22 protein-coding genes are annotated in these 25,548 nt (G+C 71.4%); 6 read left to right on the top strand and 16 right to left on the bottom strand.

The window, feature by feature from the left end; translation table 11 throughout:
* Positions 1-505: 505 nt before the first annotated feature.
* The 5 genes from tkt to pgl are packed head-to-tail and all read left to right on the top strand — an operon-like array spanning position 506 to position 7,134.
* On the top strand, positions 506-2,593 hold the full coding sequence (gene tkt, locus PV796_RS28645; RefSeq protein ID WP_274916303.1) for a transketolase: 2,088 nt from the start codon (positions 506-508) through the stop codon (positions 2,591-2,593).
* A gap of 35 nt (positions 2,594-2,628) precedes the next feature.
* Entirely contained in the window at positions 2,629-3,747 is a 1,119-nt protein-coding gene (tal, locus tag PV796_RS28640; protein WP_274916302.1) for a transaldolase, read from the top strand.
* A 5-nt stretch (positions 3,748-3,752) separates the two neighbouring features.
* Complete coding sequence (zwf, locus tag PV796_RS28635) at positions 3,753-5,282, top strand: glucose-6-phosphate dehydrogenase (RefSeq protein WP_274916301.1); 1,530 nt, start codon at positions 3,753-3,755, stop codon at positions 5,280-5,282.
* The gene (gene opcA, locus PV796_RS28630; protein WP_274916300.1) at positions 5,279-6,331 is read left to right on the top strand and encodes a glucose-6-phosphate dehydrogenase assembly protein OpcA; all 1,053 of its coding nucleotides are present in this window, start codon (positions 5,279-5,281) and stop codon (positions 6,329-6,331) included. The genes zwf and opcA overlap by 4 nt, the downstream gene beginning before the upstream one ends.
* The gene (gene pgl, locus PV796_RS28625) at positions 6,328-7,134 is read left to right on the top strand and encodes a 6-phosphogluconolactonase (protein WP_274916299.1); all 807 of its coding nucleotides are present in this window, start codon (positions 6,328-6,330) and stop codon (positions 7,132-7,134) included. The genes opcA and pgl overlap by 4 nt, the downstream gene beginning before the upstream one ends.
* 62 nt (positions 7,135-7,196) lie before the next feature.
* Here pgl and pgi read toward each other — a convergent pair whose 3' ends face one another.
* The 13 genes from pgi to PV796_RS28560 form a co-directional block, all read right to left on the bottom strand.
* Positions 7,197-8,852, bottom strand: a complete 1,656-nt coding sequence (pgi, locus tag PV796_RS28620; RefSeq protein WP_274916298.1) for a glucose-6-phosphate isomerase — start codon at positions 8,850-8,852, stop codon at positions 7,197-7,199.
* A gap of 56 nt (positions 8,853-8,908) precedes the next feature.
* On the bottom strand, positions 8,909-10,180 hold the full coding sequence (locus PV796_RS28615) for an MFS transporter (RefSeq protein WP_274916297.1): 1,272 nt from the start codon (positions 10,178-10,180) through the stop codon (positions 8,909-8,911).
* A gap of 247 nt (positions 10,181-10,427) precedes the next feature.
* Complete coding sequence (locus tag PV796_RS28610; protein ID WP_016578660.1) at positions 10,428-10,763, bottom strand: RNA polymerase-binding protein RbpA; 336 nt, start codon at positions 10,761-10,763, stop codon at positions 10,428-10,430.
* Positions 10,764-10,917: 154 nt separating this feature from the next.
* Positions 10,918-11,154: a preprotein translocase subunit SecG gene (gene secG / locus PV796_RS28605; protein WP_274916296.1), complete on the bottom strand. Its 237-nt coding sequence runs from the start codon at positions 11,152-11,154 to the stop codon at positions 10,918-10,920.
* 138 nt (positions 11,155-11,292) lie between these two features.
* Complete coding sequence (tpiA, locus tag PV796_RS28600) at positions 11,293-12,069, bottom strand: triose-phosphate isomerase (protein ID WP_274916295.1); 777 nt, start codon at positions 12,067-12,069, stop codon at positions 11,293-11,295.
* 6 nt (positions 12,070-12,075) lie between these two features.
* A complete protein-coding gene (locus PV796_RS28595; protein WP_274916294.1) occupies positions 12,076-13,287 on the bottom strand; it encodes a phosphoglycerate kinase in 1,212 nt (403 codons plus the stop codon).
* A gap of 111 nt (positions 13,288-13,398) precedes the next feature.
* Positions 13,399-14,403 carry a type I glyceraldehyde-3-phosphate dehydrogenase gene (gene gap / locus PV796_RS28590; protein WP_274916292.1) on the bottom strand — a complete coding sequence of 335 codons (1,005 nt, stop codon included), beginning with the start codon at positions 14,401-14,403 and terminating at the stop codon, positions 13,399-13,401.
* A 252-nt stretch (positions 14,404-14,655) separates the two neighbouring features.
* A complete protein-coding gene (whiA, locus tag PV796_RS28585; protein WP_018536829.1) occupies positions 14,656-15,645 on the bottom strand; it encodes a DNA-binding protein WhiA in 990 nt (329 codons plus the stop codon).
* Positions 15,636-16,697 (bottom strand): gluconeogenesis factor YvcK family protein, encoded by a 1,062-nt coding sequence (locus tag PV796_RS28580; RefSeq protein WP_274916284.1) that lies wholly within the window; start codon positions 16,695-16,697, stop codon positions 15,636-15,638. Before PV796_RS28580 ends, whiA begins: the two co-directional genes overlap by 10 nt.
* A complete protein-coding gene (gene rapZ, locus PV796_RS28575) occupies positions 16,694-17,584 on the bottom strand; it encodes an RNase adapter RapZ (protein ID WP_376567054.1) in 891 nt (296 codons plus the stop codon). The genes PV796_RS28580 and rapZ overlap by 4 nt, the downstream gene beginning before the upstream one ends.
* Positions 17,585-17,646: 62 nt before the next feature.
* The gene (uvrC, locus tag PV796_RS28570; RefSeq protein WP_274916281.1) at positions 17,647-19,758 is read right to left on the bottom strand and encodes an excinuclease ABC subunit UvrC; all 2,112 of its coding nucleotides are present in this window, start codon (positions 19,756-19,758) and stop codon (positions 17,647-17,649) included.
* A 118-nt stretch (positions 19,759-19,876) separates the two neighbouring features.
* On the bottom strand, positions 19,877-20,731 hold the full coding sequence (locus PV796_RS28565) for a hypothetical protein (RefSeq protein WP_274916280.1): 855 nt from the start codon (positions 20,729-20,731) through the stop codon (positions 19,877-19,879).
* Between the two features lie 4 nt (positions 20,732-20,735).
* The gene (locus tag PV796_RS28560) at positions 20,736-21,326 is read right to left on the bottom strand and encodes a papain-like cysteine protease family protein (RefSeq protein ID WP_274916279.1); all 591 of its coding nucleotides are present in this window, start codon (positions 21,324-21,326) and stop codon (positions 20,736-20,738) included.
* A gap of 238 nt (positions 21,327-21,564) precedes the next feature.
* Here PV796_RS28560 and PV796_RS28555 point away from each other — a divergent pair, with 238 nt between their 5' ends.
* The gene (locus PV796_RS28555) at positions 21,565-22,524 is read left to right on the top strand and encodes a hypothetical protein (RefSeq protein ID WP_274916278.1); all 960 of its coding nucleotides are present in this window, start codon (positions 21,565-21,567) and stop codon (positions 22,522-22,524) included.
* Positions 22,525-22,572: 48 nt separating this feature from the next.
* Here PV796_RS28555 and PV796_RS28550 read toward each other — a convergent pair whose 3' ends face one another.
* Genes PV796_RS28550 through PV796_RS28540 form a run of 3 tightly spaced genes read right to left on the bottom strand, consistent with a single transcriptional unit; the run spans position 22,573 to position 25,429 of the window.
* Positions 22,573-22,986, bottom strand: a complete 414-nt coding sequence (locus PV796_RS28550) for a Rieske (2Fe-2S) protein (RefSeq protein ID WP_274916277.1) — start codon at positions 22,984-22,986, stop codon at positions 22,573-22,575.
* Positions 22,987-23,000: 14 nt separating this feature from the next.
* Complete coding sequence (locus PV796_RS28545; protein ID WP_274916276.1) at positions 23,001-24,416, bottom strand: sugar porter family MFS transporter; 1,416 nt, start codon at positions 24,414-24,416, stop codon at positions 23,001-23,003.
* Between the two features lie 5 nt (positions 24,417-24,421).
* The gene (locus PV796_RS28540) at positions 24,422-25,429 is read right to left on the bottom strand and encodes a zinc-dependent alcohol dehydrogenase family protein (RefSeq protein ID WP_274916275.1); all 1,008 of its coding nucleotides are present in this window, start codon (positions 25,427-25,429) and stop codon (positions 24,422-24,424) included.
* Positions 25,430-25,548: the final 119 nt, after the last annotated feature.

Here is a 25,548-nt window from a genome sequence, read left to right as displayed (position 1 = left end):
TAACATCAGCGGCCGCAGCCGCGGAAGATGAGGCCAGCAAGCTCCGCCGGCGGTGAACACCCGGTAAAGGCTTGCGCTTACCACGCCACTTTAGACGTTGGCCATACGGCGGCTCTCGCGGGGGTGGGGTCGTGTTGGGCGCCCGGTCGCGGACGCGCGTCCGGGACGCCCCGGACGCACCCCGCGCCGGATCGCCCGGGACTCTCCCGCCGTTGACCCGGCGTTCGGGAGGCGGACGCGCCGGGCGCCCGGCAGTCTGGTCGTATGGCGCAGCCCGACGCCGGGAATGCCCGGAGCGCCGAACTGGTTGCCCCAAGCGACAAAAAACCCCGTGAGCGACACCGCCCGCCGACTGAGCGCCCAACGCCCCGACTGAGCACCGCCTGAGCGCCGAAATCTCCGACTGAGCGTCGAAAAGGCGGGCGCATTCACGGGGGTAGGCTCGACACCGCCTGGGCGGATATGCCGTCCGCGTTCGACATGTGGAGAGGAGCCCTGACTCAGGGTGAGCACCAAGCCGACCACCACAGATTTCGAGTGGACCGAACTGGACCAGCGGGCTGTGGATACCGTCCGAGTCCTGGCCATGGATTCCGTGCAGAAGGTCGGTAACGGCCATCCGGGTACGGCCATGAGCCTGGCGCCCGCCGCCTACGTCCTGTTCCAGAAGCTGATGCGGCACGACCCCGCCGACGCGGACTGGACCGGTCGCGACCGGTTCGTGCTCTCCGCCGGCCACTCCAGCCTGACGCTCTACATCCAGCTCTTCCTCGCCGGCTACGGCCTGGAGTTGGACGACCTCAAGAGCTTCCGCACGTGGGGCTCGAAGACCCCGGGTCACCCGGAGTACGGCCACACCACCGGCGTGGAGACCACCACCGGCCCGCTGGGCCAGGGCGTCGCCAACGCCGTGGGCATGGCGATGGCCGCCCGTTACGAGCGCGGTCTGTTCGACCCCGAGGCGGCCCCGGGCACCTCCCCGTTCGACCACACCATCTACGTCATCGCCGGCGACGGTTGCCTCCAGGAGGGCATCGCGGCCGAGGCGTCCTCGATGGCGGGGCACCAGAAGCTGGGCAACCTCGTCCTGCTGTGGGACGACAACCACATCTCCATCGAGGGCGACACCGAGACCGCGGTCTCCGAGGACACCCTCAAGCGCTACGAGGCGTACGGCTGGCACGTCCAGCGCGTCGAGCAGCTCCCAGGCGGCGACCTGGACCCGGCCGGTCTGGCGAAGGCGTTGGAGGCCGCCAAGGCGGAGACCGAGCGGCCGTCGTTCATCGCGGCCCGCTCGATCATCGCCTGGCCGGCCCCCAACGCCCAGAACACCGAGGCCGCGCACGGCTCGGCGCTGGGCGACGAGGAGGTCGCGGCCACCAAGCGCGTGCTGGGCTTCGACCCGGAGCAGTCCTTCGAGGTCGCCGCCGAGGTCCTGTCCCACACCCGCGGGGCGCTGGACCGCGGCCGTGAGGCCAAGGCCGAGTGGGAGAAGGCGTTCGCCGCCTGGCGCACCGCCAGCCCCGAGCGCGCCGCGGAGTTCGACCGGATCGCCGCGGGCGAGCTGCCGGCGGGCTGGGAGGACCACCTCCCGGCGTTCGAGACCGGCAAGGCGGTGGCCACCCGTGCCGCCTCCGGCAAGGTGCTCCAGGCACTGGGCGCGGTCGTCCCCGAGCTGTGGGGCGGCTCCGCCGACCTCGCCGGGTCGAACAACACCACCATCGACAAGACCTCGTCGTTCCTGCCGAAGGGCAACCCGCTGCCGGGCGCCGACCCGTACGGCCGGACCGTCCACTTCGGCATCCGCGAGCACTCCATGGCCGCGGAGATGAACGGCATCGCGCTGCACGGCAACACCCGCATCTACGGCGGCACCTTCCTGGTGTTCTCCGACTACATGCGCAACGCCGTCCGGCTGTCCGCCCTGATGCACCTGCCGGTGACGTACGTGTGGACGCACGACTCCGTCGGCCTGGGCGAGGACGGCCCGACCCACCAGCCGGTCGAGCACCTGGCCTCGCTGCGCGCCATCCCGGGCCTGAACGTCGTGCGCCCGGCCGACGCCAACGAGACCGCGCTCGCCTGGCGCGAGATCATGCGCCGCTGGACGAAGGAGTTCGGCGTGGGTGCCCCGCACGGTCTGGCGCTGACCCGTCAGGGCGTGCCGACCTACGAGGCCAACGAGGCCACCGCCAAGGGCGGTTACGTCCGCTTCGAGGCCGAGGGCGGCGAGCCGCAGGTGGTGCTGATCGCCACCGGTTCCGAGTTGCAGCTCGCCGTTGCGGCCCGCGAGCAGCTCCAGGCCGAGGGCGTTCCGACCCGCGTGGTCTCGATGCCGTCCGTGGAGTGGTTCGAGGAGCAGGACCAGGCGTACAAGGACAGCGTGCTGCCGCCGTCGGTCAAGGCCCGGGTCGCCGTGGAGGCCGGCATCGGGCTGACCTGGCACCGCTACGTCGGGGACGCCGGCCGGATCATCTCGCTGGAGCACTTCGGCGCCTCGGCCGACGGCAAGTTCCTCTTCCGCGAGTACGGCTTCACCCCCGAAGCGGTGGCCGCCGCCGCCCGGGAATCGCTGACCGCCGCCGCGCGCTGACGCCCGCCATACGACACGTAGGAGATGCAAAACCCATGACAGACGCACTCAAGCGCCTTTCCGACGAAGGCGTGGCGATCTGGCTGGACGACCTGTCGCGCAAGCGCATCACGTCCGGCAACCTGGCCGAGCTGATCGACCAGCAGCACGTCGTCGGCGTCACCACCAACCCGTCGATCTTCCAGAAGGCGATCTCCTCGGGCGACGGCTACCAGCAGCAGGTCGCCGACCTCGCCGCCCGCAAGGTCACCGTCGGCGAAGCCATCCGCATGATCACCACGGCGGACGTCCGGGACGCCGCCGACGTGCTGCGCCCGGTCTTCGACGCCACCGGTGGCCAGGACGGCCGGGTCTCCATCGAGGTGGACCCGCGGCTGGCGCACCACACCGTGGCGACCATCGCCGAGGCCAAGCAGCTCGCGTGGCTGGTGGACCGCCCGAACACGCTGATCAAGATCCCGGCCACCAAGGCGGGCCTGCCGGCCATCACCGAGGTGATCGGCCTGGGCATCAGCGTCAACGTCACGCTGATCTTCTCGCTGGAGCGCTACCGCGAGGTGATGGACGCCTACCTCGCCGGTCTGGAGAAGGCCAAGGCCGCGGGCCTGGACCTGTCCGAGATCCGCTCGGTGGCCTCGTTCTTCGTGTCCCGCGTGGACACCGAGATCGACAAGCGCCTGGAGAAGCTGGGCACCGACGAGGCCAAGGCCCTCAAGGGCAAGGCCGCGCTCGCCAACGCCCGCCTCGCGTACCAGGCGTACGAGGAGGTCTTCTCCTCCGACCGCTGGACGGCCCTCGACAAGGCGGGCGCCAACAAGCAGCGTCCGCTGTGGGCCTCGACCGGCGTCAAGGACCCCGCGTTCAAGGACACCCTGTACGTGGACGAACTGGTCGCCCCGGGCACGGTCAACACCATGCCGGAGGCCACCCTGGAGGCCACCGCCGACCACGGCGAGATCACCGGCGACACGGTGCGCGGCACCTACGCCGCCGCCCAGGCCGACCTCGACGCGATCGCCGCGCTCGGCATCTCGTACGACGACGTCGTCCAGCTCCTGGAGGACGAGGGCGTCGAGAAGTTCGAGGCGGCCTGGAACGACCTGCTCAAGTCGACCGAGGCGGAGCTCAAGCGCCTCGCTCCCTCGGAGGGCTGATCCCCTTGACCGTTCATGGAGCGAATCCGCTCCGTGACGCCGCGGACCGACGGCTCCCGCGCATCGCGGGGCCGTCGGGCCTGGTCATTTTCGGCGTCACGGGCGATTTGTCGCGCAAAAAGCTGATGCCCGCGGTCTACGACCTGGCCAACCGCGGCCTGCTCCCCCCGGGCTTCTCGCTGATCGGGTTCGCCCGTCGCGAGTGGCAGAACGAGGACTTCGCGCAGGAGGTGTACGAGGCCGTCAAGGAGCACGCCCGTACGCCGTTCCGCGAGGAGGTCTGGCAGCAGCTCGTCCAGGGCTGCCGCTTCGTCCACGGCGACTTCGACGACGACGAGGCGTTCGAGACCCTCAAGGACACCATCGAGGAGCTCGACAAGGCCCAGGGCACCGGCGGCAACTTCGCGTTCTACCTCTCCGTGCCGCCGAAGTTCTTCCCCAAGGTCGTCCAGCAGCTCAAGAAGCACGGCCTGGCCGAGCAGAGTGAGGGCTCCTGGCGCCGCGCGGTCATCGAGAAGCCGTTCGGCCACGACCTGGCCAGCGCCCAGGAGCTCAACCGGATCGTCCACGAGGTCTTCCCGCCCAACGAGGTCTTCCGGATCGACCACTACCTGGGCAAGGAGACGGTCCAGAACATCCTGGCGCTGCGGTTCGCCAACACCATGTTCGAGCCGCTGTGGAACCGTTCCTTCGTCGACCACGTGCAGATCACGATGGCCGAGGACATCGGCATCGGCGGCCGGGCCGGCTACTACGACGGCATCGGCGCGGCCCGCGACGTCATCCAGAACCACCTCCTCCAACTGCTCGCGCTGACCGCCATGGAGGAGCCCGCCTCCTTCGACGCGGACGCGCTGGTGGCGGAGAAGTCCAAGGTGCTGGGCGCCGTCCGACTCCCCAAGGACCTGGCCAAGGAGACCGTGCGCGGCCAGTACGCGGAGGGTTGGCAGGGCGGCGAGAAGGTCGTCGGCTACCTCCAGGAAGACGGCATCGACCCCAAGTCGAAGACCGACACCTATGCCGCGATCAAGCTGGGGATCGACAACCGCCGTTGGGCGGGCGTCCCGTTCTACCTGCGGACCGGCAAGCGCCTGGGCCGCCGGGTGACCGAGATCGCGGTGGTCTTCCAGCGCGCCCCGCACTCCCCCTTCGACCACACCGCCACCGAGGAGCTCGGGCAGAACGCCCTGGTCATCCGCGTCCAGCCGGACGAGGGCGTGACCGTGCGGTTCGGCTCCAAGGTCCCGGGCACCTCCATGGAGGTGCGGGACGTGTCGATGGACTTCGCCTACGGCGAGTCCTTCACGGAGTCCAGCCCGGAGGCGTACGAGCGGCTGATCCTCGACGTGCTGCTCGGCGACGCCAACCTCTTCCCGCGGGTGGAGGAGGTCGAGCTGTCCTGGAAGATCCTCGACCCGATCGAGGAGTTCTGGGACAAGCACGGCAAGCCCGCGCAGTACCCGGCGGGCACCTGGGGCCCCGTGGAGGCGGACGAAATGCTCGCACGAGACGGACGGAGCTGGCGTCGGCCATGAAGATCGATCTGACGGAAACCACGGCCAGCGAGATCAACAAGGCGCTGGTCCAGGGGCGCCGCGCGGTCGGCACCCCGGCCATCGGCATGGTGCTCACCCTCGTCATCGTCACCGACGAGGAGAACGCCTACGACGCCCTGAAGGCGGCCAACGACGCCTCCCGCGAGCACCCCTCGCGGACCCTGGTCGTCATCAAGCGGGTCAGCCGGTCGCCGCGCGACCGCGCCAAGGCCCGCCTGGACGCCGAGGTGCGGGTGGGCACCGACGCCGGCACCGGCGAGACGGTGCTCCTGCGGCTGTACGGCGAGGCGATCGACCACGCCCAGTCCGTGGTGCTGCCGCTGCTGCTGCCGGACGCCCCGGTCGTGGTCTGGTGGGCCGTCAACGCCCCGATGGACCCGGCCAAGGACCCGCTCGGCGCGCTGGCTCAGCGCCGCGTCACCGACGCCTACGCCGCCGAGCAGCCCATCGCGGAGCTGACCGGCCGCGCCGACTCCTACACCCCCGGCGACACCGACCTGTCCTGGACCCGGATCACGCCCTGGCGCTCGATGCTGGCGGCGGCGCTCGACCAGGCACCGTGCACGGTCACCTCGGCCGTGGTCGAGGGCGAGGGGTTCAACCCCAGTTGCGAGCTGCTCGGCATGTGGCTCGCCAGCCGGTTGGACGTGCCGGTCACCCGCGCCGACTCCGAGGGGCCCGGGCTCACCGAGGTGCGCCTGGAGACCACCGCCGGAACGATCGCCCTGGGCCGCCCGGACGCCTCGTTGGCCACCCTCTCCATGCCCGGCCAGCCGGACCGCGCGGTGGCGCTCAAGCGGCGGGAGACCTCCGAGCTGCTCGCCGAGGAGCTGCGCCGGCTCGACCCGGACGACATCTACGCCGCCGCGCTGAAGTACGGCGTGGCGCGGCTCCAGATGCCGGGCAGCGGGTCGGCCGCGGACGCCAAGCCCGCGCCGGCGACCGGCGAGGACAAGGCTCCGGCGCAGGACGCCCCCGCCAAGCCCGCGGCGAAGAAGGCCGCAGCGAAGAAGGCGGGCGCCAAGTGAGCGCACCCCAGGTCGTCGTCCACCGCGACAAGGAGCTGATGGCGAAGGCCGCCGCGGCCCGACTGATCACCAAGATCGTCGACGCCCAGGCGGCCCGCGGCTCGGCCTCCGTGGTGCTGACCGGCGGGCGCAACGGCAACGGGCTGCTCGCGGCCCTGGCCGAGGCGCCCGCCCGGGACGCGGTCGACTGGTCGCGGCTGGACCTGTGGTGGGGCGACGAGCGGTTCCTGCCGGACGGCGACCCGGAGCGCAACTACACCCAGGCCCGCGAGGTGCTGCTGGACAGCGTCCCGCTCGACCCGGCCCGGGTGCACCCGATGGCGCCCTCGGACGGCCCGTACGGCCGGGACGCGGACGCCGCGGCCGAGGCGTACGCGGCCGAACTGGCCGCCGCCGCGGGCCCGGAGCACTATCAGTCGGCGGCTGGCGCCGCGGGCGCCCCGGTGCCGTCCTTCGACGTGCTGCTGCTGGGCGTCGGTCCGGACACCCATGTCGCCTCGCTCTTCCCGGAGCTGCCGGCCGTCCACGAGCGGGAGCGGACGGTGGTCGGGGTGCACGGCGCCCCCAAGCCGCCGCCCACCCGGATCTCGCTGACCCTGCCCGCGATCCGCGCGGCCCGACAGGTCTGGCTGCTGGCGGCCGGTGAGGACAAGGCCAACGCCGCGGCCATCGCGCTGTCCGGCGCCGGCGAGGTGCAGGCCCCGGCGGCCGGTGCGCGCGGTCGCAGCCGGACGCTGTGGCTGCTGGACGAGGCGGCCGCGGCCCAACTGCCGCGTGGCCTCTACCCCCCGGCGTCCTCCTAGGACCCGCGCACACGTTGATGGCCCCACCCCCGCTGCGGGGGTGGGGCCATCAACGTTCCGGATCAACGCCCGCGCAGCTCGCGGTACTTGGCGACCAGGCCGGCCGTGGAGGCGTCCAGGCCCGGCACCTCGGCGCCGTCGGTGAGCGCCGGCTCGACGCGCTTGGCCAGCACCTTGCCCAGCTCCACGCCCCACTGGTCGAAGGAGTTGATGTTCCACACCGCGCCCTGGACGAACACCTTGTGCTCGTAGAGCGCGATCAACTGGCCCAGCACCGACGGGCTGAGCTCCGACGCCAGGATCGTGGTGGTGGGGTGGTTGCCGCGGAACGTCCGGTGCGGTACCAGCTCCTCGGCGACGCCCTCGGCCCGCACCTCGTCCGCCGTCTTGCCGAACGCCAGCGCCTGGCCCTGGGCGAAGAGGTTGGCCATCAACAGGTCGTGCTGGGGGACCAGACGGGGCTGGAGGTCCTCGACCGGCCGGGCGAAGCCGAGCAGATCGGCCGGGATCATCTTGGTGCCCTGGTGGAGCAACTGGTAGTAGGCGTGCTGGCCGTTGGTACCCGGGGTGCCCCAGACGACCGGGCCGGTCTGCCAGTTGACGGGGTGGCCCTGGCGGTCGACGGACTTGCCGTTGGACTCCATGTCCAACTGCTGGAGGTAGGCCGTGAACTTGGAGAGGTAGTGGCTGTAGGGCAGCACGGCGTGCGACTGGGCGTCCCAGAAGTTGCCGTACCAGATGCCCAACAGGCCCAGCAGGAGCGGGGCGTTCTCCTCCGGCGGGGCGGTGCGGAAGTGCTCGTCGACGAGGTGGAAGCCGGCCAGCATCTCGCGGAACCGCTCCGGGCCGATCGCGACCATCAGCGACAGCCCGATCGCCGAGTCGTAGGAGTAGCGGCCGCCGACCCAGTCCCAGAACTCGAACATGTTGTCCGTGTCGATGCCGAACTCGGCGACCTTCTCGGCGTTGGTCGACAGTGCCACGAAGTGCTTGGCGACCGCTCCCCCGCTCTCGGCGCCGAGGCCGGCCAGCAGCCAGTCGCGGGCGGAGGTGGCGTTGGTGATCGTCTCGATGGTGGTGAAGGTCTTCGAGGCGATGATGAACAGCGTCTCGGCCGGGTCCAGATCGCGGACCGCCTCGTGCAGGTCGGCGCCGTCCACGTTGGAGACGAAGCGGAACTGCATGTCCCGGTGGGTGTAGGCGCGCAGCGCCTCGTACGCCATCGCGGGGCCCAGGTCGGAGCCGCCGATGCCGATGTTGACGACCGTCTTGATGCGGCGGCCGGTGTGACCCTTCCAGTCGCCGGAGCGGACCCGCTCGGCGAAGGTGGCCATCTTCGTCAGGACGTGGTGCACCGCGGGGACGACGTTCTCCCCGTCGGAGGTGATGACGGCCGAACCGGGCGCGCGCAGCGCGGTGTGCAGCACCGAGCGGTGCTCGGTGAGGTTGATCTTCTCGCCGCGGAACATCGCGTCCCGCAGCTCGGTCACGCCGCACGCCGCGGCCAGTTCACGGAGCAGGCGCAGCGTCTCGTCGGTGACCAGGTGCTTGGAGTAGTCCAGGTGCAGATCGCCGACCTGGAGCGTGAGGCGCCCGGCGCGACCGGGATCCTTGGCGAACAGCTCGCGCAGGTGCACCTCCTGGAGCTGCTCGCGGTGCTTGCTCAACGCGGTCCACTCAGGCAACTGGTCGAGCCTGCCGCGGCCTTCTGCGTTCATTCGGACATCAGCCTTCTTCGTCTCGTAGCGGCCCCGCCGTCCTCCAACTTAATTGATCAGGGCACGGTATGAGGTATCTGTCCGCTGTGGGACGAAGCGCTGTCGCCACCCCGAACAACCGGTATCAACACCACCGCGCCGAGCCCCAGCAACGCGGCAGCCAGCAGCGCCGGGGAGTTGGGCCCGGCGGCCACCGCGACCGCACCGCCCAGCAGCGCGCCCAGCGGGACACCGGCGATCGAGACCGTGCGGAACGCGGAACTGATCCGGCCCAGCATCGCCATCGGGGCGCGCTGCTGCACCACCGTGGCCTCGACGACGTTCCACACCGTGCCGGCGAAGCCGAACAGGCCGAGCGCCAGGGCCGCGGGCCACAGCGCGCGCACCGTGCCGAACGCCACCAACGCCGCGGCCTGCGCGACGCCCGCCCACAGCAGGGTGCCCAACTGCCCGCCCACCGCGGCGATGACCCGGCCGGCCAGCAGCCCGCCGAGCACCGTCCCGGCGCCGTACCCCGTCGTCACCCCGACATAGCCGACGTCCCCGGCGCCGAGCCAGTCCTTGACCAGCACGACCAGCTCTGCGATCAGCGCGCCGATGCCGACGTTGCCCAGTGCCACCGAGCCACAGACCACCCGCAGCACCCGGTCCCGCCACAACGCCCGTATGCCCGCGGCGACTTCCCGGCGCAGGGTCCGCCCGGAGGCGGCCGGCGGCCGGGGCGGCGCGCCGATGCGGAGCGAGGCCACCAGCGCCGCGGCGACCAGATACGTCGCCGCGTCGGCCGCGAACGGCAGCGCGGCGCCCGCCGCGAGGAGCACCGGCGCCACCGGCCCGCCGACGAACCGGCCGATGACCTCCTGGCCGGTCATCAGGCGGGCGTTGGCCGTCGGCAGCGCCCTGCGGGGCACCACCGCCGGCAGCAGGGCGGTGGCGGCGTTGTCGAAAAGCGTCTGGAGGGTGGTGAGCGCGAAGGCCAGCGCCAGCACCAGCGCGATGCTCGCGGCGCCGGCCGCCACGGCCACCGCGAAGCCGGCCATCAGCAGCCCGCGCGCCAGATCGACCGCCCACATCGCCCGCCGCGCCTCGACCCGGTCGGCGATCGCGCCGCCGAGCAGCCCGAACAGCAGCCACGGCGCGAAGCCGCAGGCCGTGACCAGCGCGATCAGCAGCGGATCGGGCGTGAGCGCACGGGCGAGCAGCGGCAGCGCCATGCCGCGCAGCGCGTCCCCGAAGCGGGAGACCACCGCGGCGCTCCACAGCCGCCCGAACCCGCCGCGCCAGTCCGGCGCCCCAACTCCCCCCGCACCGCCGTCCGTCCGCGCCATGACCGCCCCCGTACCGCGCGTCCCCCGGGACCCCCGAGCGGGATCCGTCCCTGCTCGCAACCGTACGGTCGACCACTGACAACGGGCCTACGGCAACCTCCCCATCCCTCCCCTCAGATCCCGTCCTCCCGTTCGCCCCCCCGGAGCGCGAACGGCCGGGAACGCGAACGGCCCGGCGGGAGGGGCGATTCCCTCCGGCCGGGCCGGTCGTGGTGCGCTGCGTGCGGTGCGGTGTGCTGCGGTTCCGTCAGATCTCGCCGCGGAGCTTGGCGAGCGCCTCGGCCAGGATCGCCTCGCCGTCGGCGTCGCTGCGGCGCTCCCGGACGTAGGCGAGGTGCGTCTTGTACGGCTCGGTGCGCGGCGGGTCCGGCGGGCTGTCCCGATCCTTGCCGGCCGGGAAACCACAGCGGGGGCAGTCCCAGGTGTCCGGCACCTGGGCGTCGCCGGCGAAGCTGGGCTGCGTCTCGTGCCCATTGGAGCACCAGAAGGAGATGCGGATGCGCGGCGCGGACTCGCCGCGCTCGGCCTCCCCCATCGGCCCCGCCCCGACCCGACTTCCTCGGATCGCGTTGCCACTTGCCACGGTCGTAACTCCCTGCGTCATGGTGCCGCGTGCCTCTCGCAGCAGCTGCGCTGCGGGCGCCCCAGTCTACGTAAGGCCCAACGCGCGTCCAGTGACACGAGTTACCCGTCCCAGGACGCTGCCTTTCATGATAGGCCGCGTCTCCGACGGGATGTCAGCTACCGAGCTTCATCAGGATGCCGAGCACGACGATGCACGCGAACCAGAGCAGACCGATCACGATGGTGATGCGGTCGAGGTTGCGCTCGGCGACGGAGGAGCCGCCGACCGTGGACTGCATGCCGCCACCGAACATGTCGGACAGGCCGCCGCCCTTCCCCTTGTGCATGAGCACCAGCATCATCAGCAGCAAGCTGAAGATGATGAGGGCGATCGAGAACCCGATGACCACGGCTGGACCAACTCTCTGAGGACTGTCGGACGGAACAAGCCGGCCGGACGGGGCCGGACGGCACGGGGCCGGGCGGTGCGCACGACACCGGGCCCGGCCCCGACAGGGTACGACGGGCCGGGCCCGTCGTCATAGCTGCTACTGATCGCGGAAGCGGACGATCTTGACGAATTCGTCCGCGTCCAGGGCCGCGCCGCCCACCAGGGCGCCGTCGACGTCCGGCTGCGCCATGATCGCGGCGACGTTGCCGGACTTGACCGAGCCGCCGTACTGGATGCGGACCTTGTCGGCCAGCTCCTGGCTGTAGAGCTCGGCGAGGCGGCCGCGGATGGCCGCGCAGACCTCCTGCGCGTCCTCGGGGGTCGCGACCTCGCCGGTGCCGATGGCCCACACCGGCTCGTAGGCGATCACGATCGTCTCGGCCTGCTCGGCCGGGACGTCCTTGAGGCCGCCGTCGACCTGGGCGAGGGTGTGCGCGACCTGGTTGCCGGCCTTGCGGACGTCCAGGCCCTCGCCGACGCAGAGGATCGGGGTCAGGCCGTGCTGGAACGCGGCCTTGACCTTGGCGTTGCAGACCTCCTCGTCCTCACCGTGGTACTGGCGGCGCTCGCTGTGGCCGACGGCCACGTAGGCGCACTTCAGCTTGGAGAGCATGGCGCCGGAGATCTCGCCGGTGTAGGCGCCGGAGCCGTGCGCCGAGAGGTCCTGGGCACCGTACTTGATCTTGAGCTTGTCGCCGTCGACGAGGGTCTGCACCGAGCGCAGGTCGGTGAAGGGCGGCAGGACCGCGACCTCCACCTGGTCGAAGTCCTTGTCGTTCAGGGCGAAGGCGAGCTTCTGGACGTGGGCGATGGCCTCAAGGTGGTTGAGGTTCATCTTCCAGTTGCCCGCCATCAGCGGGGTGCGGTCACTCACGGTTGTTCAGTCCTCCAGAGCGGCGAGGCCGGGGAGCGTCTTGCCTTCGAGGTATTCGAGGCTGGCGCCGCCGCCGGTCGAGATGTGGCCGAACTTCGACTCGTCGAAGCCCAGGTTGCGGACGGCCGCGGCGGAGTCGCCGCCGCCGACGACGGTGAAGCCCGTGCTGTCGAGCAGGGCCTGCGCGATGGCGGTGGTGCCACCGGCGTAGTCGGGGTGCTCGGCGACGCCGACCGGTCCGTTCCAGAAGACGGTCTCGGCGTCGACGATCTTGGAGGCGAACAGCTCACGGGACTTGGGGCCGATGTCCAGCCCCTCCTTGTCGGAGGGGATCTTGTCGGCGTCGACCGTCTCGAAGTTGGCCGGGGCCTTCGTCTTGAGGTCGGGGAAGTCCGCGGAGACCAGCACGTCCACGGGCAGCACGAGCTCGACGCCGTTCTTCGCGGCGCGCTCCATGTACTCGGTGACGGTCGAGATCTGATCCTCCTGGAGGAGGGAGATGCCGACCTCGTAGCCCTTGGCCTTGAGGAAGGTGTACGCCATACCGCCGCCGATCAGCAGCCGGTCGGCCTTGCCGAGCAGCTCGTCGATGACGGCGAGCTTGTCCGAAACCTTCGCACCGCCGAGGACGACCGTGTAGGGGCGCTTGACGTCCTCGGTGAGCTTCTTCAGCACGCCGACCTCGGTGGCGATCAGGTCGCCGGCGGCGTGCGGCAGCCGCTTGGGCAGGTCGTAGACCGAGGCGTGCTTGCGGTGCACGGCGCCGAAGCCGTCGCCGACGTAGAGGTCGGCGAGCTCGGCGAGCTGGTCGGCGAAGGCGCCGCGCTCGGCGTCGTCCTTGCTGGTCTCGCCGGCGTTGAAGCGGAGGTTCTCCAGGACGGCCACCTGACCGTCGGCCAGTTGCGCGGTCACGGAACGGGCGGACTCGCCGACCGTGTCGGTGGCGAACGCCACGTCCTGGCCGAGGAGTTCACCGAGCCGCCGGGCCGCGGGGGCCAGCGAGAAGGCGGGGTCCGGGGCGCCCTTGGGACGGCCCAGGTGGGAGGCGACGATCACCTTGGCGCCGGCCGCGGCGAGCTTGGCGATGGTCGGCTGGACGGCGCGGATCCGGCCGTCGTCGGTGATGGTGGTGCCGTCCAGCGGGACGTTGAGATCGGCGCGGACGAAGACCCGCTTGCCGGCGACGCCGTCCTGGATCAGGTCGTCGATCGTCTTCATGTGAAGTGACTCCGTTGTAGTCCGTCATGGGACGGGGCCCGTAGGTCGCGTTGCCGCGCCCTACGAGCCCCGTCCGCACATTCCGGTGCCTTAGGTGACGTCAGGCGGAGATCAGAGCTGGCCGCCGACGAAGACGGTGAGGTCCACCAGACGGTTGGAGTAGCCCCACTCGTTGTCGTACCAGCCGACGATCTTGACCTGCTTGCCCTGGGTCATCGTAAGGGAGGAGTCAAAGGTGCAGGAGGCCGGCCAGTTGACGATGTCCGAGGAGACGATCGGGTCCTCGGTGTACTCCAGGATGCCCTTGAGCTGCCCCTCGGCGGCCTTCTGGAAGGCGGCGTTGATCTCGTCCTTGCTGACCTCGCGGTCGAGCTCCAGCACCAGGTCGGTGACCGAACCGGTGGGGACCGGCACGCGCATGGCGATGCCGTCCAGCTTGCCCTTGAGCTGCGGGAGGACCAGGGCGGTGGCCTTGGCGGCACCGGTGGAGGTCGGGATGATGTTCTCCGCGGCGGCGCGGGCGCGGCGCAGGTCCTTGTGCGGGAAGTCCAGGATGCGCTGGTCGTTGGTGTACGCGTGGACCGTGGTCATCATGCCCTTGACGATGCCGAAGTTCTCGTCGAGAACCTTGGCCATCGGCGCCACACAGTTGGTGGTGCAGGAGGCGTTGGAGATGACGTGGTGGTTGGCCGCGTCGTACTTGTCCTGGTTGACGCCCATCACGATCGTGATGTCCTCGTCCTTGGCGGGCGCGGAAATCAGGACCTTCTTGGCGCCGGCGGCGAGGTGCTTGGCGGCGTCCTCGCGCTTGGTGAAGATGCCGGTCGACTCGATGACGACGTCGGCACCGAGCTCGCCCCAGGGGAGCTTCGCCGGGTCGCGCTCGGCCATCGTCTTGAAGGTCTGGTCGCCGACCGTGATGGTGTCGTCGGTGTGGCTGACGTCCTGCTTCAGGCGACCCAGGATGGTGTCGTACTTCAGCAGGTGAACCAGGGTGGCGTTGTCGGTCAGGTCGTTGACACCGACGATCTCGATGTCCGCGCCCTGCTCCAGGAGCGCGCGGAAGTAGTTGCGACCAATGCGGCCGAATCCGTTGATGCCTACGCGGATCGTCACGAACCGATCTCCTCGTTGGTACGCCGGTTTTGATAACCGGCGAGCTGTATGGGCTGTCCCCGACCGCCTACGACCCTACCCCCTGGAAGAGACGTACGTGACATTGACATCGGCCGCGAAAGATGCTCAAGTGAGCGCCTTCGAGCCCCTCTGACGCCTACGGGTTCGGCACCCCCATGAGCTGCGAACGCACGGCGCCCCCGGCACCCGATACGGGTGCCGGGGGCGCGCGTGGTTCGGGCCCGGCGGAGGTCAGCTCACCATGCCGTCGGCGAGCTCCTCGGTGAGGTTGGACTCGGTGCCCGGGATGCCCAGGTCCTGGGCGCGCTTGTCGGCCATCGCCAGCAGCCGGCGGATCCGGCCGGCGACCGCGTCCTTCGTCAGCGGCGGATCGGCCAGCGCGCCGAGCTCCTCCAGGGACGCCTGCTTGTGCTCCATGCGCAGCCGGCCGGCCGCCGCGAGGTGCTCGGGGACCTCCTCGCCGAGGATCTCCAGGGCGCGCTGGACCCGGGCGCCGGCGGCGACCGCGGCCCGCGCCGAGCGGCGGAGGTTGGCGTCGTCGAAGTTGGCGAGGCGGTTGGCGGTGGCCCGCACCTCGCGCCGCATCCGTCGCTCCTCCCACGCCAGCACCGACTCGTGGGCACCCAGCCGCGTCAGCAGCGCGCCGATCGCATCACCGTCACGGACGACGACGCGGTCGACGCTGCGCACCTCGCGGGCCTTGGCGCCGATGCCGAGCCGGCGGGCCGCGCCGACCAGGGCGAGCGCGGCCTCGGGGCCGGGGCAGGTGACCTCCAGGGAGGACGAGCGGCCGGGCTCGGTCAGCGAGCCGTGGGCGAGGAAGGCGCCGCGCCAGGCGGCCTCGGCGTCGCAGGTCGCGCCGGAGACCACCTGCGGGGGCAGGCCGCGGATGGGCCGGCCGCGGCCGTCCACCAGGCCGGTCTGCCGGGCCAGTTGGTCGCCGCCGGCCACCACGCGGACCACGTAGCGACTGCCGCGCCGCAGCCCGCCGGGGGCCATCACCACCAGGTCCGAGGAGTGCCCGAAGATCTCCAGGATGTCCTTGCGGAGCCGGCGGGCGGCGATGCCCGTGTCGAGCTCCGCCTCGATCACGATGCGGCCGCTGACCAGGTGCAGACCACCCGCGAACCGCAGGATCGACGAGACCTCGGACTTCCGGCAGCAGGTCCGGGTGACGGGGAGCCGGGAGATCTCATCCTTCACCGCAGCCGTCATCGCCATGGGCCGATCCTTCCATGCATCCGAAAAATACGGTCGTACGCGGCTGCCAGCAGTTCCGGATCGTGCCGGTCGGGGGCTCCGCCGGCACCGGACCGGGCGTCGTCTCCGCGTGCAGCGACCGCGGCCAGCTCGACCTCGCTTCCCACCAGTTGCTTGGCGGCAACCGTCAGGCCGTCGATATCGGGCACCGCGGCCTCATCTGCCAGCACCACGTCGAAGGCGAGTTTAGGGGCGTGTCGGGCCAAAACCTCCAAATGACGCTGCGGGGAGAAGCCCTCGGTTTCGCCCGGCTGGGGCGCGAGGTTGAGCGAGAGGACCTTGCGGGCCTGGGTCTCCTCCAGGGCCACGCGCAGCTCGGGCACGAGCAGATGCGGGATGACCGAGGAGAACCACGAACCGGGGCCCAACACCACCCAGTCGGCGTCCCGGACCGCGGCGACCGCCTCCGGGACGGCCGGCGGCTCCTCCGGAACGACGTGCACGGACTGCACCTCGCCGCGGGTGAGCGCGACCGTGGCCTGGCCGCGGACCGTGCTGATCTCGTCCGGGTGATCCTGGTCCAGACCCTTGACCTGAGCCTGGAGTTCGAGCGGCACCGCCGACATCGGCAGCACCCGGCCGTGCGCGCCGAGCAGCCTGCCGACCAGGTCCAGCGCCTGGACGTGGTCGCCGAGTTGCTCCCACAGGGCGACGATCAGCAGATTGCCGACAGCGTGGTCGTGCAGCTCGCCCTCACTGGTGAAGCGGTGCTGGATCACCCGGGCCCAGGTCTGGCCCCAGTCGTCGTCACCGCACAGCGCGGCCAGCGCCTTGCGCAGGTCTCCGGGGGGCAGCACGCCGAGCTCGTCGCGCAGCCGGCCGCTGGAGCCGCCGTCGTCGGCGACGGTGACCACGGCCGTCACGTCCCGGGTGATCCGGCGCAGGGCGGCGAGCGAGGCGGACAGGCCCATGCCGCCGCCGAGGGCCACCACCTTGGGGGTGGCGCCCTTGGTCGCGCGGCCGCTGGGGACGAAGCGGCGGACCCGGCGCAGCCGCGGCGTACGGGAGGTCACTCGCGCCCCATGTCCCGGTGCACGACGACCGTTTCGACGCCCTCGGAGCTCAGCCGGCGGGCCAGCTTCTCGGACATCGCGACGCTGCGGTGCTTACCGCCGGTGCAGCCGACGGCGATGGTCACATAGCGCTTGCCCTCGCGGCGGTAGCCGGCCGCGACCAGGCGGAGCAGCTCGGTGTAGCCGTCCAGGAATTCCTTGGAACCGGGCTGGTTGAAGACGTAGTTGGAGACCTCGTCGTTCAGGCCGGTGAAGGGGCGCAGCTCGGGGACCCAGTGCGGGTTGGGGATGAAGCGGCAGTCGATGACCATGTCGGCGTCGACCGGGAGGCCGTACTTGAAGCCGAAGGACATGACCGTGGCGCGCAGCTCGGGGACCTCCTCGCCGGCGAACTGGGCGTCCAACTTGGCGCGCAGCTCATGGACGTTGAGGCTGGAGGTGTCGATGACCAGGTCGGCGTCGCCGCGCAGTTCGCGCAGCAGGTCGCGCTCGGCGGCGATGCCGTCGACGATCCGGCCGTCGCCCTGGAGGGGGTGCGGGCGGCGGACCGACTCGAAGCGGCGCACCAGGGCCTCGTCGGAGGACTCCAGGAAGACGATGCGGCGCTTGACGTTCTGCGCGTCGAGGGTGGCCAGGGACTCCTTGAGGTTGGCGAAGAAGCGGCGGCCTCGGACGTCGACGACCACGGCGATCTTGGCGACATTGCCCTGGGAGCGGGCGCCGAGCTCCACCATGGGCGGGATCAGCTCGGGCGGGATGTTGTCGACGACGAACCAGCCGAGGTCCTCCAGGCACTTCGCCGCCGTGCTGCGGCCGGCGCCGGACATGCCGGAGATGATCACCAGCTCGGGGATCGCGGCGCTCTCGCCCTGGTCGGCTTCGCGCATCGTGCCCGTACTCACCTGTGCACCGTCTCTCTCGGATTCCTGCGTCTCGTGCGGTCTGCTGCTCATCGGTCCTGCCCCCGTTCTGCTGACAACGCGGCCGGCGGGGCCCCGTCATCCTCAATGATCTCTCCTGTGGCGGTGTTCACCGCGGGGGCCGACGGGGCCGCGCCGGCCAGCGCCGCGGCGAGGGTCTCGGCGGTCTTCCGGCCCACGCCCGGGACCTGGCAGATCTCCTCCACCGTGGCGGCCCGCAGCTTCTTCAGCGAGCCGAAGTGCTTGAGGAGCGCCTGGCGGCGGGTCTCGCCGAGCCCGGGGACGGCGTCCAGCGGGGATGCCTTCAGCCGCTTGCCGCGCTTGCTGCGCTGATAGGTGATGGCGAAACGATGCGCCTCGTCGCGGACCCGCTGGAGGAGGTAGAGCCCCTCGCTGCTGCGCGGCAGCACCACCGGGTCGTCCTCGCCGGGCAGCCAGACCTCCTCCAGCCGCTTGGCCAGCCCGCAGACCGCCACGTCGTCGATGCCCAGCTCGTCCATGGCCCGGCGGGCGGCGGCCACCTGGGGGGCGCCGCCGTCGACGACCACCAGTTGGGGCGGATAGGCGAACCGCTTGGGGCGGCCGTCCTCGTCGGTGAGGCGGTCGGGAGAGCCGTCGGCCGAGTCGTCGGTCGGGGTGTCGCTGGGGGCCTCGGTCGGCTCCAGGGAGGAGAGCCCGCTCGGCTCGCCCTCGGGCTGGCGCTCCTCGGCGGTCGGCTCCTCGCCCCACTCCCCCGACTTCTGCTTCTCCTGGAGGTAGCGCCGGAAGCGGCGGCCGATGACCTCGTGCATGGAGCGGACGTCGTCCTGCCCCGCGAAGCCCTTGATCTGGAAGCGCCGGTACTCGCTCTTGCGGGCGAGGCCGTCCTCGAAGACCACCATCGAGGCGACGACGTCCTCGCCCTGGAGGTGCGAGATGTCGAAGCACTCGATGCGCAGCGGGACCGTGTCCAGGTCGAGGGCCTGGGCGATCTCCTCCAGGGCGCGGGAGCGGGTGGTCAGGTCGGAGGCGCGCTTGGTCTTGTGCAGGGCGAGGGCCTGTTGGGCGTTGCGCGCGACGGTGGCCATCAGGTCCCTCTTGTCGCCGCGCTGCGGGATGCGCAACGAGACCTGGGAGCCGCGGCGGTGGGTGAGCCACTGGGCCACCGGCTCGACGGGGTCGGGCAGCGCCGGGACCAACACCTCCTTGGGGACCGCGTCGCCCCGCTCCTCGCCGTAGAGCTGCTGGAGGGCGTGCTCGATCAGATCGCCGGTGGTGACCGCCTCGACCTTGTCGGTGACCCAGCCGCGTTGGCCGCGCACCCGGCCGCCGCGGACGTGGAAGATCTGGACGGCGGCCTCCAGTTCGTCCTCGGCGACGGCGATGAGGTCGGCGTCGGTGGCGTCGGCGAGGACCACCGCGCTCTTCTCCATCGCCCGCTTGAGCGCGCCTATGTCGTCCCGCAGCCGGGCGGCGCGCTCGTACTCCATCTCCTCGGCGGCCTCCTGCATCTGACGCTCCAACCGACGGAGGTGGGCGCCGGTGCGGCCGGCCATGAAGTCGCAGAATTCCTCGGCGAGTTCGCGGTGGTCCTCGGGGGAGATCCGGCCGACGCAGGGGGCCGAGCACTTGCCGATGTAGCCGAGCAGGCAGGGGCGGCCGATCTGGGCGGAGCGCTTGAAGACGCCGGCCGAGCAGGTGCGCACGGGGAAGACGCGGAGCAGCAGGTCGACGGTCTCGCGGATGGCCCAGGCGTGGGCGTACGGGCCGAAGTAGCGCACGCCCTTCTTCTTGGCGCCGCGCATCACCTGGACGCGGGGGAACTCCTCGCCCAGGGTCACCGCGAGGTACGGATAGCTCTTGTCGTCGCGGTACTTGACGTTGAACCGCGGGTCGAACTCCTTGATCCAACTGTATTCGAGCTGGAGCGCCTCGACCTCGGTGGAGACGACCGTCCACTCCACGGAGGCGGCGGTGGTGACCATCGTGCGCGTGCGCGGGTGGAGACCGGCCAGGTCCTGGAAGTAGTTGGCCAGGCGCTGGCGCAGGCTCTTGGCCTTGCCGACGTAGATGACCCGGCCGTGCTCGTCGCGGAATTTATAGACCCCCGGCGAGTCGGGGATCTGTCCCGGCTTGGGTCGGTAGCTGCTGGGGTCTGCCATGCCCACCACCCTACTGACCGCCGCTGACAATCAGGGGCGAGGCGGTGGAGCCCGCCCCGGCCGCGCCCGGTGACGGGACGGCGGGACGGGCTCCGGTGGTGCGGTGGGACGGGGTCGGTCAGCGACTGCGGCGCCGGCGCACCGCCACCGTGGCCGACAGGCCGAGCGCCAACAGCGCGGCGCCGCCGGCCACCGACGAGGCGGCGGTCACCGGGAAGGCGTCGGAGGTCGCGGCGTCCGCGGCGACCGGGTGCGGTGCGCGGCCGGGGTCGGCGGCGGGCGGTGCGCCGGCCGGGCCGAAGCCGCCGGCCTCACCGCGCTTGTCGTACGCGGAGCCGGGGAGCTTGTCGCCGTACGCCTTGGCCACCCGCTTCTGGTAGGCGGCGACGGTGGTGCCGTGCGGGCCCACGGCCTTGCGGGCCGCGTCGTCCAGGGGCTCGACGCGGTCGCCCCGCTGGACGTACCAGGCGTCGATCTGCGGCTCGTGGAAAACCGTTCCGCCGCCCTGTGCGGCGCCGGCCGCGACGTAGCGGGTCTCGTCGTCGCCGGTGGCGATGTTGACGACCTTCCAGGAGGCGCCCCGGTGGGCGGTCCACACGGACGCCGTGCGGCCGTCCGCGGCGACCGCCTTGGTGGCCATGAACTCCAGCCGGGCGACTGGGGTGTCGGCCTTCCCGCGGACGAAGTCGGGCGAGAGCTCGTAGACCGGGACGGTGGCGCCCTCGACGTGCGGGGCGGTGTTGGCGGCCGCGACGGCGGCCGCCCCCTTCTTGCCCGGGGCGGCGGCGAAGAAGCGGGCCAGGGTGTCCAGGGTCGCCGGGGCGGCGGCCGCGCCGCGGGCGGCGGACACGCTGGCCCCGGCGGGCGCCGGCGGCGCGGGGGCGGCGGCCAGCGCGACGTGCGGGGCCAGGCCGAGCAGGGCGGCGGCGAGGGTGCCCGTGGCGGCGGCGCGGGCGACGGTGCGCTTCGTCATGGCCTCAGGCTCCTATCCGGTAGAGGGAGTGGGTCCAGGAGAAGGAGCTGCCGTTCACGTAGTTGTCGAAGTCGCCCCAGTTGTAGCGGTTGTTGGTGGCCCAGGGGTCGCCCCAGTACACCCAGTTGCGAGAGGTGTCGTAGCCGTAGAGGACGTGCATGTGGCCGCCGCCGGACGCCCATTGGATGCGGGTCTCGATGGGACGCTTGGCGTTGATCTCGTTCTGCACGGTGGAGTAGCGGAGCCAACCCGTCACATACGAGCCAGGATTGATCCCCATCCAGTCAAACGCGTTCTGCACATTTCCCAGCGTGGCCTGGTTGTTGGGGCAGGTGGAGTTCTGCTGGCGGTTGAACGCGGCGTTGCAGAACTGGTTCTGGCTGTACTTGCGGCCGTAGAAGGCGGCGATGGTGTTGCCGGAGCCGGCCCAGCACCAATTGGTCTTCTCCTGGGCCTGCATGGTGATGTTCAGGCGGTTGGCGCCCAGTGGGGCGGCGGTGGCGGCGCTCGGCAGGCCGGTGAGGGCCACGGCGGCCAGCGCCGCGGCCGACAGCCATCTGCGGCGCCGGTGCCGGGTGAACAGAGAGTGAAGCATGGCGTTCCTCCCGTGAGGGGTGAGAGATGAGAGGAGCGCATCCGGATGCTGCTGTGGAGCATCGGGTGTTGTCGCAGGCAGGTCAACACGCTTCAATGCGAGGTGACATGGGGGTGTGGACGGGCGGGCCCGAATGTGAACGACTGGTGCCCGGCGTCCTGCAGTGAACGAGCAGGGAGAGCGCGCGCCGTGCATCCCGGTTGTGAACATTCACCGCGCGCGCCGGAGGATTGAGGCAATGGCACAGAACACTCCCCAAACCGCACAGCACCCTCCCGTACCGGCCGAGTTGGCCCAATTGCTGCGGACCGGACCGTTCCATCTCGCCCTGCGCAGCGCGCTCACCGCGCGCGGCCTGGCGCTCACCCGCGTCCAGCACAAGCTGGCCCAGCGCGGCATCACCATCGGTGTCACCAGCCTGAGTTACTGGCAGCAGGGCGCCCGACGGCCGCAGCGCCCCGAGTCGCTGCGCGCGGTCCGCGCCCTGGAGGACGTCCTCGGGCTGCCCGACCGGTCGCTGCACCGGCTCCTGGTGCCCGACGGCGGCACCCGCCCGGAGAGCGAGCGACCGCCGGCCCGCTCGTACCGCTCCCTGGTGGCGCCGGCCGACTGCCTCCAGCAGCTCTTCGCCGAGTTGGAGACGCCGGCGGACGGCGGGGTGCACACCGTCGGCCACCACGAGCGGGTGCGGATCGGGCCCCGGCGCGAGCTGAGCGAACGGGAGTCCCTCCAGGTGGTGCGCGCCCACCGGGACGGCGTGGACCGCTATGTCGCCATCCACCGGGGCGACCCCGGCTGCGATCCCTCCCGGGTACGGGTGCGGACCGCGGAGAACTGCCGATTGGGACGGGTGCGCGGGGACGCCGAGAACGGCGTGGTCGTCGCCGAGCTGCTCTTCGACACCCGGCTGCGGGCCGGCGACACCCACGTCTTCGGCTACGCCTTCGAGGACAGCAGCGGCGGCCCGAGCTCCGAGTACGTGCGCGGCTTCAGCTTCGCCGGCGGCCAGTACGTGCTCCAGGTGCGGTTCGACGAGGCGGCGCTGCCGGTGCGTTGCCGGCGCTTCACCCAGGTCTCGGCCGGCGCCCCGCGCAGCGGCCGCCAGGAGCTGACGCTGAGCGGCCGGCACCACGCGGTGCACATGGTGGAGCAAGGGGTGCGACCGGGAATCCTGGGGATCACCTGGGACTGGGGGTGAACGGGACGGCGACGCGGTCGGCGCACCGACGGGCGGGCGCCGGGCCCGTCAACCCGCGATCAGCTTGCCGCCCTTGACCTTGATCGGGACCGTCTCCAAGGGGACGCTCGCCGGGCCCTTGACGACCTTGCCGGTGGCCACCTGGAAGTGGCTGCCGTGCAGCGGGCAGACGGCCTGCCCGTTCTCGATCTTGTTCAGGACCCCGCCCATGTGCGTGCAGACGCTGCTGAAGCACGTGAACTCGCCCTGGGTGGGCTGGGAGACCAGCAGCCGCTGCGCGGCGTAGAGCTTGGCGCCGCCGACCGGTACGTCCGTGGCCGGGCCGAGCTCGACCGGCGCGTCCGAGGACGGCTTGGCTACCGAGCCCTGCGCCCCCGAGGCGCAGGCGGCGGCGCCGAAGCAGGTGAGGCCCGCGAGCGCGGCCCCGCGCAACATGGTCCGGCGGTCCGGGGACGCGCTCATGAGGCAACTCCTGATCAGTGGACGGCGTCGACCTCCGACGATACCGGGGCGGTCCGGGCCGCCGAGCGGCGGTCCGCACCACCCCGCAGCAGCTCCGCCTCGATCTCCTCCAGGCTGCGGCCCTTGGTCTCCGGCAACAGCCGCTGGACGAAGAGGTACGCCAGCAGCGTCGTCCCGGCGAAGAACAGGAAGTTGATCCCGGCGCCCCAGGCGTGCAGCAGGGACGGGAAGAGCAGCGCCACGACCATGTTGAAGAGCCAATTGAACAGCACGCACAGGCTGACCGCGGCGGCCCGGATCCGCATCGGGAACAGCTCCGGCAGCATCACCCACTGCACCGGCCCCCAGGAGACGGCGAACGAGGCGATGTAGAGCGCGATCCCGAGCAGGGTGAGGGTGGACAGCAGCGCGCCGTAGCCGAGCCCGGAGAGGTTGGTGACGGCCAGCACCACCATCGCCGCGCACATCCCCAGCGCCCCGGCCCGCAGCAGCGGCTTGCGGCCCCTGCGGTCGATCAACCGCATCGCCGGCAGCGTCATCACCATGTTGAGCAGGCCGATCCCGACGTTGGCGAGGATCGCCCCGTTGGCGCCGAAGCCGATGTCGGTGAGCAGGGTCGGCGCGTAGTAGATGATCGTGTTGATGCCGACGAAGTTCTGGAAGAACACCAGCAGCATCCCGACCACGAACACCGGCCGAAGCCGCGGCGACAGCAGCCCTCGCAGGGTCAGCGCCTCGCCGGTCGCCCGCTCTGCGCGCTCGGTCCGCTCGATCTCGGCCAGCTCCTCGCCCGCCGCCGCGGCGTCCCCGCGCAGCCGGGTCAGCACCGTACGGGCCTGCGCGGTGCGCCCCTTGCCCACCAGCCAACGCGGGCTCTCCGGCTGGGTGATGATGCCCAGCGCCAGCACCGCGGCGGGCACCACGCCCAGGCCGATCATCCAGCGCCAGGCCCCGGAGTCGGCGAACGCGTAGTCGGTGAGGTAGGCGACGAAGATGCCGACGGTCACCAGGAGTTGCATCAGGGACGTCAGCCCGCCGCGCAGGTGCTTGGGCGCGAGCTCGGTGAGGTAGAGCGGGACGACGACGGAGGCGATGCCGACGCCCACACCGATGACGAAGCGGAACGCGATCAGCGCGCCGGCCCCCGTGGCGAAGGCCGCGCCGAGGGTGCCGAGGATGAAGACCCCGGAGGCGGCCAGGATCAGCCGGCGGCGCCCCCAGGAGTCGGAGAGCCGCCCGGACAGGCCGGCGCCGACCATCGCTCCTACGAGGAGGCCGGAGACGACCAGCCCCTCCAGGAGCGGGGTGAGCGCGATGTCGCGCTTGATGAAGAGCATGGCGCCGGAGATGACCCCGGTGTCGTAGCCCCACAGGATGCCGCCGAGGGCGCCGAAGACCCAGATCGCTGCGTTCTTGAGGGATGCGGGCACGGGGCTCAGCCCTTCTGCGGGGCGAGGTGGATCTTGCGGCCGGTGCCGGCCCGGAAGCGGGCCACCGCCACGTCGAAGTCGCCCAGGCCGAAGACGTCGGAGACCAGCGGGTCCAGGTCCAGCCCGGCGGCCAGCAGGTCGATGGCGGGCTGGAAGCTGTTGTGCACCGCCATCGAGCCGATGATGTCGATCTCCTGGCTGTAGACGCGGTACGGCGAGAACGACGCCGCGCGGGCCGGGTCCGCGACCCCGAACTGGAGGAAGGTGCCGCCGCGGCGCACCCGGCCCAAACCGTCCTCGATGGCCGCGACCGCTCCGGTCGCGTCGACCACCACCTCGAATCCGGGCACTCGGTCGAGGGCGTCGGCGCCCGTCACCGCCGCGTCCACGCCGAAGGAGCGGGCGAACGCCAGCCGTTCCTCGTTGAGGTCCACGACCGAGACCGAGGCGGCCCCCGCGGTCCGCACCAGCGCGGCCATCATCAGGCCCATGGTGCCCGCCCCGTAGATCAGGTAGTGCTCGCCGGGGCGGCGGGGCAGCCGGTTGAGGCCGTGCACCGCACAGGACAGCGGCTCGACGAGCCCGGCGGCGGCCTCCGAGAGGTGCGCCGGCACCACGTAGGCGCAGCGGGCCGGGACGGCGACGAGTTCGGCGAAGCCGCCGGCCCGGGTGACGCCGATCGCGGTGTAGTCCTCGCAGAGGTTGCCGCGGCCTATTCGGCAGTAATGGCAGGCGCCGCACGGCATGTTGGGGTCGACCGCGACCCGCTCGCCGACCTTCCGGTCCCGCACCGCGGTGCCCACCGCAACGATCTCGCCGGTCAACTCGTGCCCGGGGACGAGGGGGTAGCGGGCCACCGGCAGCTCGCCGTCGAGGAGGTGCAGGTCGGTGCCGCACAGCCCGCAGGAGGTCACGCGCACGACCACCTCGTCGGACTCCGGGCGGGGGTCGGGCAGTTCGGTGACAGCGGTGGTGCCCCTGGGGCCCGGTGCGGTGACCACGAGAGCGCGCATCGGCGCCTCCTCACGACGTCGTGCGGGTTCGATGGCCGGGACACTACAGAAAAACCGCCAGGACGTAAACGCTTACGCAAGCGTTTACGTTTGGTCTTCAACGGACGTACTGTGATGGA

The sequence above is a fragment of the Streptomyces sp. WZ-12 genome (assembly GCF_028898845.1).
GTDB lineage: Bacteria > Actinomycetota > Actinomycetes > Streptomycetales > Streptomycetaceae > Streptomyces.
Note: the sequence above shows the minus strand (reverse complement) of the source record. Positions and strands in the feature narration are given on the sequence as shown.